Source organism: Microcoleus vaginatus HSN003 (assembly GCF_022701255.1).
Taxonomy (GTDB): domain Bacteria; phylum Cyanobacteriota; class Cyanobacteriia; order Cyanobacteriales; family Microcoleaceae; genus Microcoleus; species Microcoleus vaginatus_B.
In genome coordinates, this window is sequence record NZ_CP031705.1 from 3,736,703 (window position 1) to 3,750,875 (window position 14,173).

A 14,173-nucleotide genomic window follows, 5' to 3' on the forward strand; every position below is an offset into this window, starting at 1 on the left:
ATGTATCTCGACTATAGGCAGCTAAAATCGGAACACAAGGAACAAATCATTTCTGCTTTTAATCAGGGCATGGAGTGTCGAGACATTCCTAACTACCTTGGTGTGAGCGAGAGAGCAGTTTCAAGGGTTTTAAAAGAAGCGGGCATTAATACTAAGCGGCGAAACCGCTATACTTTAAATGAGAGCTATTTTGATGAAATTGACTCTCAAGCTAAAGCTTATTTATTAGGATTGATAGCTGCTGATGGCTGCGTTACTCAAACTAATTATGTAGCTTTTGAATCTATTGACAAAGAACTCACAGAAATGCTCAGCATAGAGCTACAATACTCTGGTCAGATTAGAATTGTTCAGCCTCAAAATTATGCTCCTCACTACCGAATAAATTTTTCTTCTGAAAAGCTGGCAAGCTCTTTACAGGGCTACGGCATCATAACAGGAAGAACTTTTTCGGAAGTTACCTATTTCCCTAACTTAAAATACAGCACTTCCGGATGTTATGAGGTACAATAGAATCGACTAAAAATAATATACCAATGAAAGCATACTCAGTAGATTTGCGATCCAAAATAGTAGCAGCCCATGTCGAGCAGAAGCTGTCGATCAGAAAAACAGCAGAAATATTTGCCTGCAGTAAAAGCTTAGTTCAAAAACTTGTCAAGCAACAAAAAATAGAGGGGAATTTACAGCCTAAACCGAGGGGTAAACCCAGATTCAGTCATTTGAATAATGCGTCACAAGAGTTAAGAGAAATAGTGGTCACACATCCCGATGCAACTTTGGTAGAATTGTGTGAGTTGTTCGCCCAAAAGACAGGAAATTGGGTAGGCAGAACAGCCATGTGTAGCGCCTTACAGAAGTTGGGATTAAATCGTAAAAAAAACAGTCAGGAGTAGCCAAGCAGGCACAGAAAGAGTGATGAAGTTAAGGTTAGACTATTGGGAAAAAGTCAAGGATATCGAGCCAAAAAATCTAGTATTTTTAGATGAGACTGGAGTATTGCTAGGTTTAACCAGAACTCATGCACGTTCGCAACGAGGAACTAGAGCCTATGCGGTCAAACCTTTTTATCGAGGCAAGAAAGTCACAGTAATTGGTGCAATTAGCCTCACGAAAGTAGTGGCATTAATGACCCTGGACAACTCGATGGATAGCAAAGCATTTGAGGTGTTTATCGAGAAATGTTTAGTGCCACAATTGTGGCCCGGAGCCGTAGTAGTGATGGATAACTTACCAGCGCATAAAGTAGATTCAATTACATCGATGGTAAGGATTCAGGTCAAAAAAACTTAAGTGGCGGCATCTGGTAAAATAAAGGAATGAAAAAGCCCACAGCCACCAGAGAGCAGAAAAAAACCGAGATAGAGCAGTTGAGCCAAGCTGAACTGGTGGAAATTGTGTTGGGGCTGCAAAAAATCATTGAAGAATTGCAAGAAAAACTAGCTATTGCTACAGGCAAAAGTCGAACCACCAGTCAGACTTCATCAAAACCCCCATCAACGGAGCTACTCCAAAAACCAGAGAAACCAACAGTTAAACCAGAAGCAGACCCAAAAAAGAAACCAGGCGGACAACCGGGTCATCAAGGGAAAACCCGAAAAGGGTTTGGACGAGTAGACAGAACCGAAATTAGCTCGCCCGACATCTGTCTTAATTGTGGTAGTAAAGAATTAAGTGAAGTAATTAACATCCACAGACAGCAAGTAGCCAGTCTAGTAGCAAAACCAATTGAAGTCGTCGAATATCAGACACAATCGTGTAAATGCCTAGAATGTGGTGCAGTAGTTCGAGGAAAACAACCCCAGGGCATAATTCCAGGGCAAGACTTGAGCGTTAATCTCCAAGCACTCTTAGTCTGGCTGGGGAATTATGGACATCTTTCCTACGCCAAGCTGACAGAATTGTTGTGGGAACTCGGCACGATAGAAGTGGGAGTGGGAACACTCCAAAAAACCAATCAACGAGTAGCAGCAGCGGTAAAGCCAGCGATAAATGCACTGTGGGAATGGGCACCTCTACAATCAAACGTTCATGTAGATGAAACGCCGTGGTGTGTCATGGGAGTCAAAGAATGGCTATGGACGGCTAGTGGAGAAGGATTCTGTTTATTTCATGCAGCAGATACCAGGGGGCGTGTGGAATTAGAAACCATGCTGGGTACAGAATTTGCGGGAGTCTTAAGCTCAGATGATTTCAGTGTTTATAATGGTGCGAAAGTCGCAGCCCAACAGAAGTGTCTGGCTCATTTACGACGGCATTTTAAGAAAGTGCTGGGACTTCCTGGCAATAATAATGCAGCAGTCGCTCAAATATTTCTGTCATTAATAGATGAAGCTTTTAGAGCCCATGAGTCCTGGCGAAAGACGAGGGATCTACTCACCTACCACTCGTGGGCTCAGGATTTCAAAATACGATTGAATCAAGCTTTGGCGACTTGGCCCGGCCTTGTGGGTTATGCCGCAGGTCTGTTACTAAAATCCTTACGGGATAAGGCAGAACAATGGTGGTATTTTCTCAATGACCCCTCGGTTCCTCCGGATAATAATTTAGCAGAACGTTCTCTACGGCTAGCTGTAACTAAACGGAAAGTTTCTGGCGGCTCTCGTTCGATGAAACGATTTGAGGAAACGGCTAATCTGCTGAGTGTGATTCAAACCTGTCGTTTTCAAGCTCGTTCAGTAATGGCTTTTTTCCGTCAGGCTATTTCTGCCCATTCTTGTGACTACTTTCCTGTGCCTGACCTCATTCCCTTCTTTCAGACCTGAATCCTTACCATCGATGATTGCCGTGGTGGGTGCTTCTATTTTATGTTTATCCCCATACTCTCCTGATTTTAATCCGATTGAATTATGGTGGTCGCAACTTAAATCTTTATTGCGACAGTTTTCACCAACCAGCACTAAAATGGTTGACACGATAATTGCTGTGGCTCTTGACTTAATTAATCCGAAACATCTCAAAAACTGGTTTACTAATTGCTGCTACTGTACCTCATAACATCCGGAAGTGCTGTATTTAGGGTCTTATGTGTTAGGCTATTTTGACGGTGACGGTTGTGCTTATGCAAACAAAGGTAGAAGTGGCGGTTTAGTCTGCATTGTTGGTTCCTTTGAATTTGCCTGCGGACTAGCAAGGCACTTAGGTATGGGTTCTGTACAAGAGCATCAATTAAAAAAAGTTTATTATTGGAGAATCTTTAGTCGAAAAAATATACAAGCATTCTATGATTTTGTGTATCAGTATCCCCGATTGGGGTTGCCACGAAAAAAGACTAAAATTGAGGATATTCTAAGGAGTTACAAACATGGTTAAAATTATTAGTAGAAAATCACTAGGAACTCAAGAAGTCTATGACATTGGCGTTGAACGAGAACATAACTTTATCCTAGAAAATAGTTTGGTGGCATCTAACTGTTTTAATAAATCCCACTCAATGGCCTATGCGTATATCACGTATCAAACGGCATATTTAAAGGCGAATTATCCTCTAGAATACATGGCTGCACTGCTGACTGCTAACAGGGGCGATCAGGATAAAGTACAGAAATATATTGCCAATTGTCTCAAGCTGGGTATTGAGGTTGAGCCGCCCGATGTTAATAGCTCGGCACTTACTTTTACACCGCTTCCCAAACTGATGACTGGAGCTGCAAAAGATAAAATTTTGTTTGGAATTTCTGCGGTGAAAAATGTGGGAGAAGCGGCGATTGAAAATATTTTAGCGGCGAGGCAGGAAGGGGGTAAGTTTAAATCGTTGGCTGATTTGTGCGATCGCGTAAATCTCCATTCTGTCAACCGCCGCGCTCTAGAAGCTTTAATTCAATGCGGTGCTTTTGACAAAATTGAAAACAACCGCAATCAATTAGTACACGACCTCGAAGGGGTGATTAAATGGGCGCAAGAGCGCAAAAGAGACCGCGAAAGCGGTCAAGGCAATCTTTTTGACTTGTTAGGTGCCAATAGCTTTGGCAAGCCAGTCAATACCTATGAGTCTGCGCCAAGATCTAAAGTGGTAAAAGATTTTGAAAAACAAGAGAAATTGCGTTTAGAAAAAGAACTGCTTGGCTTTTATGTGTCAGAACATCCCCTAAAGTTTCTCCTGCAAGCCAACCCAGACCCCGATGTAGTGACTCTCGAACAGTTAGCAGATAAAAAGGGTAAAGTATCAGTTATTGTCATGCTTAGCGCTATCAAAATGGTAGTGACCAAAAAAGGCGATGCGATGGCAATTTTGCAATTAGAAGATTTGACACATCAAATAAAAGCTGTTGTGTTCCCCAAGGCTTACGAACAAGTGAAACCTTACATTGTAGAGAATGCTATCTTACAGATTAGTGGAAAAATTGAGAAAGATGGCGAGGAAATTCAGATCATTGTAGACACTGCAAAGCCGGTTGAAACAGTACAGGTTACAGAGGAAATCGAGAGGGCGGAACCGGAAATAAATAACTCTTGGCCGGCGGAACCAGTCAACGTTGTACGATCGACAAAACCTGTGGAAGTTTTAGAAATGGTGATTGTCAAGCTGACACCCCAGCAAGTACAAGACGGGAAAAAACTCAATTCTCTCAAAGCGATTTTACAAGAACTTTCCAATCGTGGAGAAGGTGCTAGCGTTTCTGTGGGAGGAATTGTTGTCGGTGAATATTCCTGTCAACCCCTTCGCATTAACCCTCAATTGTGGGTGCAAGATGGCGAGGGAACTGTTAGCCGTCTTAAGTCGGCTGGATTTGATGCTTGGGTTTTTCCTCTAGACAATCGCGGTGATGCTGCGGTGTTTCGAGAAATGCGATCGCAACTTAATGTACATTCTTGGGCCAGTCGCTTACTTGACACTAACACCGATCGCCTTCACAAGTATGTCAATTATCTCGCCCAACTAAACAGACGCCCGCCAAATTAACACTTCGCCACCCTCGCCACCGGTGACTAAAGTTTGACCGTCAGGACTAAAAGCCACCGGATTGCACCCAGCAAGACTGCACAAACATTCTCCTGTTTCCAGGTTCCAGAGTTTAACCGTACCGTCTCGACTGCCACTAGCCATAGTTTCGCGATCTGGACTAATCGCCACCGAAATAATCGCATCAGAATGCCCCTCAAAGTATTAATCAATTCCCCTGTATCGACATTCCACAATTTAACAGTAGCGTCGGCACTTCCACTGACAATCATCTTGCCCTCTTGACTAAATGCGATCGCATAAACCCAATCTGAATGACCGACAAAAGTCCGTACACTCTCCCCAATACCTACAAGCCACATCTTGATAGTATTGTCAGCACTGCCGCTGGCAAGCATCATACTTTGAGGGCGAAAACTAACCGATAAAACCTTGTCAGAATGTCCCGAAAGTTTTTGAACTAATGCTCCGTTGCGCTGGTTCCACAATTTAATACTCTGGTCGCCGCTAGCACTCGCAATCGCTCCCGAGTCGCAACTAAAAGCCACCGAGTACACGGAGCCGTAGCGATGACTGTACGGCGAACCAAAATCACTGTAAAATTCGCGAATCATCGCCTTTTTATCCAGCTTCCACTCAATGACTTTTCTGTCAAAACTGCCGCTAACCATAATTCTCCCGTCGGGGCTGATTGCCACAGCATTAACCCTAGCGGAATGGCCGAAAAAAGTATGGATGAATTCACCTGTTTGCAGGTTCCACAGCTTAATTGTTTTATCGTCACTGGCGCTAGCGAGAATATTGCCTTGAGGATTAATAACAACAGCATTAACCGAGTCTGAATGACCGTGGAGAATGCGCTCGCACCGCCAGTTATTAGACAATAATGTCGGAGTGTTAGCGGATGGCGCAACATGAATCTTGTGGGGCGGCGCGGTCGAGACGGCGGTGGTTGTATTTTGCTGCGAGTTAGTTACTGGCGAATTAATAGCTATTTTTGTGGGTGAATTATAACTGATTTGAGAGCGAGGATATTGCCCAAAATTTACCAAGTCTTGCAATACTTCAGCAGCGGATTGATATCGCTCTCGTACCGAATCTTTGAGCAATTTATTCAAAATAGTTGCTAATTTTTGGCTGACTTTTATGCCTTTTTGCGCCAAGTGCGATCGCCAAATCCATTTGCATTCCAAAGCATCGAACAAATCCTTCAATACCGCCCCAGTTAGCAGGTGAATGCAGGTAACGCCCAAACTGTAAAGGTCGCTCGCCGGATAGGCCTTGCCACTGCGAATTTGTTCGATTGGCGCATAGCCCGCAGTTCCAGTTATCGTCCCAGTTTGCGCCTCAGAAAGGCCGGTAATGTGCTTAGCAACTCCAAAATCTACTAGCACAAACTGACCCCCCCTGGCCTTCCCGTGTACAGCAGGAGATTCAGCCACAATTATCCCTTTCATACCACCAGAAGATTGAGGTAAATTTGCCCCTCCTTTTCCTTTACCAGGAGTTGAGGTGCCATAGCCCGCCGCAGCCCACAAGGTTTGGGGACTTCTCCGCACAATATTTTCCGGCTTAATATCCCGATGAATCACCTGCTGCTCGTGAACAAATTGCAAAACAGGCAACAAATTGATCAACAATTCCCAAATCTGTTCCTCGCTAAAAGCTCCCCGCTGCTGCAACTCCTGAAATAAATTATTTCCCTCGATTAACTCTTCCACAAGATACAGACGTTTTGCTTGTTCAAAAGAAGCCAGCAAACTGGGAATCTGCGGGTGCTCTCCGAGTTCGTGCAGCCGGTGAGCTTCTTGTTTAAACAGTGCAGTTGCCTTTTCTAATTCGGCTTTTTCTTGCACTTGAGGGAAAAATTGTTTAATGGCGCAGGGAGTTTTCAACCTATCTTCATCGACAGCTAAAAAAGTTCTGCCAAATGTTCCTTCACCGATAGGTTGAATGGCGCGGTAACGCTCTTTCAGTAGCAATTTAGAGCCACACGCCAGACAAAAATTGGTTGAGTCCGCATTCTGGGGCTTTTGGCAATGGGGATTGAGGCAATAGCTCATCTTTTTTCCAGCCTGGAGATTTCCACCACAGCTAAACTTAGCAACATGGTAGTCTGTTTCCACTCACGCCCAAAGCACCATTCTCGATAATACCTAAGAAACTCGCTTTCTTAACCAAAATCTCGGCTCTCAGGTTGAGCCCGTGGTAAGAAAGCAAGGTGAGGATACTAGAAGTGCTTGATGTGAGTTTCCCTATATTCTAATGCTTTCCTAAAATTTTGCAGGTTGGCGGCTTACAAACTGGTATGTTAACAGTTAACTGTTAACTACGGCTATTTTGGAGCATTTATGCGGAGAGCAAATACCAAACTGAGATGATCCCGGCTATTCTCCCGCGTCTAAAAGACACTCTTGCTCCTCGCCGCCCTTCTGTGAGGATGCTTTGGCTTTAATCACCGCTTCTCTAAAGCCTAAAACTAATAAAATATTGGCAATTGTTAAGAATACTTCTGCAGAACCGTGCAGCCAATCGACATTTGCTAGTGACTCGTTGTAGGCAACTTTTGCGTAAATTGCGGCGGGAATAGTCACAGCCACAAAAACGAGAGTGCCGTAAAATCCCATCAGAGCTAAACGGGGTGTTTTTCCCGATCGAGTCAAAAACCAGAGAAATCCCAAGTAGGGAAATAGAGACAGAACAAATAAACTTTCTTTGGAAATCATTAGTAATTGGCGAGCGACCAGATACTATGATAAATTAAAAGCTCAAAAATTAGTGTGAATAATTTTTAACTTTTGATATTTAGTTTTTAATATTTAATTAGACAGATGCACCCGTTTCTATCGAACTGCTATGGAGTCACCCAAGACCATAGCTCTTAAACTAAGCCGCAGCAGGTCGGCAGTATTCAAAACCGCTCACCCACACGGAGACAAAACCCGTAACTTTTTCCCTAACACCGTTTTTAAGATAACACATTTTTAACCGTGCCAGTCTGTTAATTGCCCCTCTCTCCAAAGCTACCCAGCAATTAGAAACAGAGACGATTCCAAAGTTTTCTGTCTGCTAGGCATCAAGCAAGTATCGTTCAAAACTTCTAAATCCAAGCCGTTATTTCTATCTGCTGCCAGAATTTCCTTCAGCTTAGCATCAAAATCAAAACACGGGCCGCAATCCCAAACTTTGAGTTCCAACCGTCCGTTAAATACGCTAATTTCCAGTTGAACAGGAGTTTCTACTGGCAAATTTTTGTGAGCGTGGCGAACTGCATTAGTGAAAGCTTCAGCCAAGGCTAACTGAAACTTACACCAAACGTCAGTGGGGAGCGATAAATCTTTCAACTGCTCAAACCACAAAAAAACTTGAGTTAAAGCATTGACATCTGTGTTGACTTGCAGGCTAATATGTTGAATACAAGTTTCATGCAGCTCTTCTTCCTGCTCTGTTTCAGTCTGCCAATCCCAGGTGTTTAATAAATTCATTAACCCATCTAAAACGCTAGCTTTTTTTATATTTTGGGATCGATTGCGAGCTTCTACTTCGTAAGTTTTGGTCAGCGACAAACAGTTTCGATTGTCGAGAGTCCGGGTGTAACTGAGATCGTCTGCAATCTGCCACATGAGTTTGATCCCCCTGCCGCCTTCTGCAAGTTGATCTATGCTGTTAGACATCTATTTTCCTCGTCTGAAAGTGTTAGCTGTACCCAATTTTCCCACCCGCCAAGATGCCAGGTATTTTTTTTATACTTGCTTGCTCGGTATTATTTCGGGGATCACACAAAAATGCTATCTTTTTTAGAGAAGGCAGCGCATCAGCAATATGTCTTAAGAGTCTAAGCCAATTGGCTTATTTACCTATCGCCTGTACGGAGAACGATCGCCCTGTGCAGCTAAATCCAACTGCATCGATTACAAATACTTATCCGCTGTCGGGGTCAGCCACTGGCTGCAGCCGTCGCAAGCTCCAGAATACCAGGGATTCTGGGACTCCGGCCCTTCGCTGTTGGCTGGAAGGGAGCCTTGAGGTGCGGGCTTTCATCCCCACCGCGTAAGTAATATCCGTGAGTGCGATCGAACCTTACACCGTCGAGTCGCGTCCATTCACTAGACTAGGACTTACGCAAACAACCCAGTTTCTGCTTAGAATAGTGGGTTTGACAGCGAGGAATTAACGAGACAACCGGGTTTTTAGTCCCCCGCGCGTAAGTCTAGCAGACAAATCGGTGATGAAAGGCAGTTACAGGACTTACCCAGACTATGACCAAAATTAAACTGAAAATTCTGACTGCAGCGATAATGCTACTTCCATTTTGCGCCGCACTTCCTTTACAAGCTCAAAATATGTCTCTAGTCAAGCGGCTGCTAGAAACCAGAGGATGTCCCGGATGCGACTTATTTGGCGCTTCCTTGAGGCGTGCAGATTTGTTTGGCGCTTCCTTGAGCCGCGCCACTCTCAACAGGGCCGACTTAGTTGATGCCGACTTGACTGCGGCTGATTTAATGGAAGCTAATTTAAACCACGCCAACATGAGAAACGCCTTTTTGGCCGACGCCGACCTCAGCAGAGCCGATATGAGCAGGGCCGACATCAGGGGAGCTAACTTAGAAAATGCTAACCTCAGCGAGAGTTTTCTTCGAGGCGCATCCCTTCAGTTGGCTAACTTAAAATGCAGTAATTTGAGCGCCGCCAAACTAAATAGAACCGACCTGAGAAATGCCGATTTAAGCGGTGCAAATCTCACCGGTGCCGACCTCCAAGAAGCCGATTTAAGTGGTGCAAATCTCGCTGGTGCCGACCTTAGATCGGCAGACTTGAGGGATGCGAGATTGAACAAAGCTAATCTCACCGATGCGAATCTCTGTGGAGCCCGGATGCCCGATCAAAAAACCTCTCGGCGAGGCTGCGAAGTTAAGAAAGAACCAGCGATCAGCGCGAACAATTACTGTAATTACTGCTATGCCTTGAATGACTGGTGGCTGAATGTATTAAGGTTCTACTAAGCAGTATCATCGCCATCACTACTCTGTTTAATATGTACTGTTAGAAGTGCGATTAGGCGGTACAGATATCAAACTTAACCTGTTACCGCCAATAGCTTTTATCTACTTTGAAGAACCTAAAAATTGGCTCAGTATTTGCAGATATTCTGCGCCCCCGATCTGTGCCACATTAGTGTGACCTCCATCAGGAACTATGTAAAGCTTTTTGGGTTCAGGTGCTGCCTCAAACAGTTTTTTGCTCATTTCGACTGGAACTACATGGTCAGCAGTCCCGTGAATAAAGAGCACGGGCATTTGCAGGCGATCGACTTTTGAAAGAGAATCAAACCGCTGTGTCAGCAAAAAATCGATCGGAAACATCCAAAACAAGCCTTTTTGGAACTCCACCATCGCCCGCGTCGAAGTAAAAGAGCCTTCTACAATTAACCCGGCCGCCCCCGGGTGACGCACGGCTAGATCGATCGCGATCGCCCCTCCCAAAGAATGACCGTAGAGATAAATTTGATTCGGGTTAATCCCCCGCTGTTTCACCAAATAATCCCAAGCAAGTTGAGCATCCTCATAAACCTGAGATTCACTCGGAAAATCGCCCTGGCTTTTGCCATAACCACGATAATCCATCACAAATACCGACAAACCTAATCGATGAAATCGATAAGCGTGTTCGACATTTGCTCCCACATTTGAAGCATTGCCGTGCAGGTACAAAACTACCCCCCCTAACCCCTGGTTAAGGGCGGGAACCGCAGCGATGGCCCGTTTGTCACTTTGGGCCGTCGCCAGAAACGACTCCCCATTTCTTGCTCCATCCCTTGCTAAGGGGGGGCTGGGGGGATTTTCCGAGGCAGGAATCCACCACCCGTGCACGCTGTCCACCGCGCCTGTTTTTGTTGGAATTGGCAGCCAGACATCTTGATATTTCAACTGAAAATCATCTGGCGTAGTTTCGATCGCGCGTGCGGGAAAAAAGATAAACTTACCTTGTGCTACAAATAGGAATACACAAGCAGCAGAATAAGCAACGGCCAAAACTATCCCAAAAGCTATTAGCGCTTTAGACAAAAGGAATACTAGCAACTTGTTCATAGAAGATAGAGCACGCGGGAAATTAGAGATCGGTCAACAGCTAATGGCCCATTATTAATTCAGACAATTAGCCAAGATCGATTACTAACTTCCGCCGCCGTATTCCGCCGATTTTCAAAAATTAATTAACTCGGGGTGGTGTAAGTGCCAATTTGTAGACTGTTCGTAAGCGTGAGCCACTTGAAACAACCGAGATTCTTGCAAAACATTACCAATCAGTTGTATACCCACGGGCAGTCCTTTATCATCAAATCCGCAGGGCAAACTCAAAGCTGGCAAACCAGCAAGATTCACGGGAATAGTCATCAAATCTGACAAATACATACTCAGAGGGTCATTGAATTTTTCGCCTGCCTTAAATGCGGTAGTAGGAGCAGTGGGACAGACTAAAACATCAACTTGAGAAAAAGCTTTTTCAAAGTCTTCTTTAATCAAAGTCCGAACTTTTTGAGCTTTTAGATAATAGGCATCGTAATATCCAGCCGACAATACGTAAGTGCCGATCGCAATCCGGCGTTTAACTTCCGCACCGAACCCTTGAGAGCGGGTTTTGGCATACATATCCAAAAGATTATCGGGATCTGGAGACCGGAAACCGTATTTGACTCCATCATATCGCGCCAAATTTGCCGAAGCTTCCGAGGGAGCAATGATGTAGTAAGTGGGCAAACCGTAGCGGAAGCGGGGACAAGAAATAACTTGAATTTCTGCGCCCAATTGTTGAAATTGCTCGATCGCCTTAGTAACAGCGTCTTTAACCCCCGAGTCCAACCCCACACCAAAAGTTTCTTTAATTACACCAATTCTAATCTGACCCTTCGGTCGCAAACTGGGTCTTAAAGCTTGAGCGTAGTCAGGAATTGGAACATTAAGACTCGTGGAATCTCTCGGATCATAACCGGCGATCGCCCCCAACAAAATCGCCGTATCCTCAACAGTCCGGCCAAAGGGCCCGATTTGATCCAGAGAAGAAGCATAGGCCACCAAACCGTAGCGAGAAACCAGCCCATAAGTCGGTTTCAGCCCCACCAACCCGCAAAAAGCAGCAGGTTGGCGGATTGAGCCTCCAGTATCCGAACCCAAACTCACGACGCATTCTCCAGCGGCTACCGCTGCGGCCGAACCGCCAGAAGACCCTCCGGGCACGCGCTCCAAGTCCCAAGGATTCGCGGTAACTTGATAGGCAGAAGTTTCCGTCGAGCTCCCCATTGCAAACTCGTCCATATTCGCCTTACCCACAATCACCGCACCGGCTGCTTGGAGTTTGGAGACGACGGTGGCATCGTAGGGAGGCACAAAATTCTCCAAAATCCGAGAGGCGCAGGTTGTGGGCACGCCCTCGGTGCACATATTATCTTTAACGGCGATCGGGATGCCGGCCAACAGGCCAATTTGCTCTCCGGCTGCGATTTGGGCATCCACTTTATGGGCCTGCGCCAATGCGCTGTCTGCTGTCACGCACAGAAAGCTTTTCAACTTCGGCTCTAGCTGGGTAATTCGGTCTAATGCTTCTTGAGTAATTTCCACAGCAGAGCGTTCTTTATTGACCAGTTGTCGGTGCAACTCGCGGATGGATGCCATGCTCGTACCTTTATCATTTCTACTTTGAGACAATACAGTTAATATAACTGGCAATTGTACCTGCTTACAGCCCGAAGGCAAAGTCGGCTATTTTTGTCGCCAAAGTTCGAGCCTCAAAGAGGGTTCCGCTAACGCGCGATTGGTCATTTTATCTACACTAGATTAAATTCCCAAAATCCCACCGAACACAAAATAGCGATCGCGTTTTTTACCTAATCTTTTAAAAAACCAAGAATGCAACTGTATCATGACTGATGCAAAAAGTGGTTTGACGCGAGATTTATATGAGTAAGGGGTAAGGTGTGCAATGCGGTTCCTACATAATTAGGTTCTGCCTCCAATAATGTGTAGGCAAGATCACAGTCATTAGGAAATCATTCATTCCCAATTCGGAAACCTAAATTCTAGAATATTAGAACCCAGCTTCTCTTCGATGTAACCCAGGATTTATGGTAGAAAAAGATGGCATAAAAAATAAATTAATTCCCGGTCATGACTGCTTTATGCCGGGGAATATTCAGAGAAGACTAAAAATATTTGTTTCCTAGAGATGACCACTTTTATGAAATTTTATTTAAGAACGCATATTTATAATCCTCTAAAGCTGATTTTTGACGCGATTAATTTCCTCCTGAAACTCCAGAAAAAAATGAACTGGGGATAGAAAATCAGGATAAGAAAATATTAGAGTATTGCTGCACATACCCTAATAATTAGGGTCAGATTGTGAAGAATACTTTTTTAGTCAAAAATGACTGAAAGTTATCAGTCATTTAAGTGAATTAATGGCGGCTGCGCGATCGTCGAAGAAAATAGTGATCGACCTTTTCCGATCCACGCCCATTGTGCCAAAGGTCAAAAAGCCTGTCAGAAATCTGGGGTTCACAAAAAAGCTCGAAACGCTCACGGCCACGCCGAGATCTCCTGTTGCGCGCACCTGCAAAAAAACAGCAGTCCTTCCTCAAGTACGACTATCTGCGTGCACCTGCGGCAAAAAACGCTAGGTATTTGCCGCCACGATCCCCAGGAAAATAATTTCATCCGGAATTATCCCCAAAACCAAAGATATATGGTAAGAAGTTCCCGATGCCCCGTTGGAGGAATGCCACCTAAAGCTCACTTAGAATCCCACCTGACGGCAGAGGAACTCAAAATTCGCTACCGGCAGGCACAAAACACCACAGAGTCGCGCCGCTGGCACTTGCTGCTGTTAGTTTCCAGAAATTGGACTATCAAACAAGCAGCCCAGGTCGTAGGCATCAACTACGACTACGCCAAAGAAATTGTCCAGCGCTACAACCGAGAAGGGCCTAACTCTGTGAGAAATCGCAGCGGAGACCGCCAGCCCCCTCCTGCGAAATCCTTGCTGAATCCTGAACAGCAAGAAGAACTGCGACAAGCGCTGCAAGGCCCTGCCCCCGACGGCGGAGACTGGACAGGCCCCAAAGTAGCTCGCTGGATTGCCGAAAAAATCGGTAGCGATCATGTCTGGCCCCAACGCGGTTGGGATTACCTCAAGCGGTTGGGTGCCGACTGGCGACGGCGGCGCAAAAAGTAGATAGTTCCCAATATTTAAAGGGGGTTGATTGCTTTGGTGCGA

General features: G+C 45.1%; 13 protein-coding genes and 1 pseudogene. 8 read left to right on the forward strand and 6 right to left on the reverse strand.

The genetic code is table 11. The annotated features are described in order from the left end of the window. From D0A37_RS16195 to D0A37_RS16220, 6 genes are all read left to right on the forward strand, one after another. Nucleotides 1–513, forward strand: a complete 513-nt coding sequence (locus tag D0A37_RS16195; protein WP_242715855.1) for an LAGLIDADG family homing endonuclease — start codon at nucleotides 1–3, stop codon at nucleotides 511–513. A gap of 23 nt (nucleotides 514–536) precedes the next feature. Continuing rightward, entirely contained in the window at nucleotides 537–896 is a 360-nt protein-coding gene (locus tag D0A37_RS16200; protein WP_242715857.1) for a helix-turn-helix domain-containing protein, read from the forward strand. Nucleotides 897–918: 22 nt separating this feature from the next. After that, nucleotides 919–1,293: a transposase gene (locus D0A37_RS16205; RefSeq protein WP_242715859.1), complete on the forward strand. Its 375-nt coding sequence runs from the start codon at nucleotides 919–921 to the stop codon at nucleotides 1,291–1,293. A gap of 26 nt (nucleotides 1,294–1,319) precedes the next feature. Then, nucleotides 1,320–2,765 (forward strand): IS66 family transposase, encoded by a 1,446-nt coding sequence (tnpC, locus tag D0A37_RS16210; protein WP_242715862.1) that lies wholly within the window; start codon nucleotides 1,320–1,322, stop codon nucleotides 2,763–2,765. 13 nt (nucleotides 2,766–2,778) lie between these two features. Further along, nucleotides 2,779–2,997, forward strand: a complete 219-nt coding sequence (locus tag D0A37_RS29475; protein ID WP_445242408.1) for a transposase — start codon at nucleotides 2,779–2,781, stop codon at nucleotides 2,995–2,997. 307 nt (nucleotides 2,998–3,304) lie between these two features. Next, a complete protein-coding gene (locus D0A37_RS16220; protein WP_242715864.1) occupies nucleotides 3,305–4,903 on the forward strand; it encodes a helix-hairpin-helix domain-containing protein in 1,599 nt (532 codons plus the stop codon). Here the strand turns inward: D0A37_RS16220 and D0A37_RS16225 are convergent. The 4 genes and pseudogenes from D0A37_RS16225 to D0A37_RS16245 all read right to left on the reverse strand — a co-directional run bounded on the left by D0A37_RS16225 (nucleotide 4,880) and on the right by D0A37_RS16245 (nucleotide 8,577). Continuing rightward, complete coding sequence (locus D0A37_RS16225) at nucleotides 4,880–5,074, reverse strand: WD40 repeat domain-containing protein (RefSeq protein ID WP_242715866.1); 195 nt, start codon at nucleotides 5,072–5,074, stop codon at nucleotides 4,880–4,882. The two genes, D0A37_RS16220 and D0A37_RS16225, sit on opposite strands and share 24 nt — an antisense overlap. Nucleotides 5,075–5,184: 110 nt before the next feature. Further along, nucleotides 5,185–6,966 (reverse strand): annotated as a pseudogene (locus D0A37_RS16235) (protein kinase domain-containing protein); the annotation flags it as partial. Nucleotides 6,967–7,290: 324 nt separating this feature from the next. Beyond that, nucleotides 7,291–7,629, reverse strand: a complete 339-nt coding sequence (locus D0A37_RS16240; RefSeq protein ID WP_242715868.1) for a DUF3593 domain-containing protein — start codon at nucleotides 7,627–7,629, stop codon at nucleotides 7,291–7,293. A 297-nt stretch (nucleotides 7,630–7,926) separates the two neighbouring features. Beyond that, nucleotides 7,927–8,577 (reverse strand): ATP-binding protein, encoded by a 651-nt coding sequence (locus D0A37_RS16245; RefSeq protein WP_242715870.1) that lies wholly within the window; start codon nucleotides 8,575–8,577, stop codon nucleotides 7,927–7,929. A gap of 624 nt (nucleotides 8,578–9,201) precedes the next feature. Here D0A37_RS16245 and D0A37_RS16250 point away from each other — a divergent pair. Next, nucleotides 9,202–9,906, forward strand: coding sequence for a pentapeptide repeat-containing protein (locus D0A37_RS16250; RefSeq protein WP_242715872.1), 705 nt, complete (start codon nucleotides 9,202–9,204; stop codon nucleotides 9,904–9,906). A gap of 102 nt (nucleotides 9,907–10,008) precedes the next feature. On the opposite strand, the gene D0A37_RS16255 is transcribed toward D0A37_RS16250, so the two are convergent. Both D0A37_RS16255 and gatA read right to left on the reverse strand, forming a co-directional pair. Beyond that, nucleotides 10,009–10,992 (reverse strand): alpha/beta hydrolase, encoded by a 984-nt coding sequence (locus D0A37_RS16255; protein ID WP_242715874.1) that lies wholly within the window; start codon nucleotides 10,990–10,992, stop codon nucleotides 10,009–10,011. Between the two features lie 114 nt (nucleotides 10,993–11,106). Then, nucleotides 11,107–12,573 (reverse strand): Asp-tRNA(Asn)/Glu-tRNA(Gln) amidotransferase subunit GatA, encoded by a 1,467-nt coding sequence (gatA, locus tag D0A37_RS16260; protein ID WP_242715875.1) that lies wholly within the window; start codon nucleotides 12,571–12,573, stop codon nucleotides 11,107–11,109. A gap of 1,102 nt (nucleotides 12,574–13,675) precedes the next feature. Between gatA and D0A37_RS16265 the strand changes: the two genes are divergently transcribed. Further along, the gene (locus D0A37_RS16265; protein WP_242725565.1) at nucleotides 13,676–14,131 is read left to right on the forward strand and encodes a helix-turn-helix domain-containing protein; all 456 of its coding nucleotides are present in this window, start codon (nucleotides 13,676–13,678) and stop codon (nucleotides 14,129–14,131) included. Nucleotides 14,132–14,173: the final 42 nt, after the last annotated feature.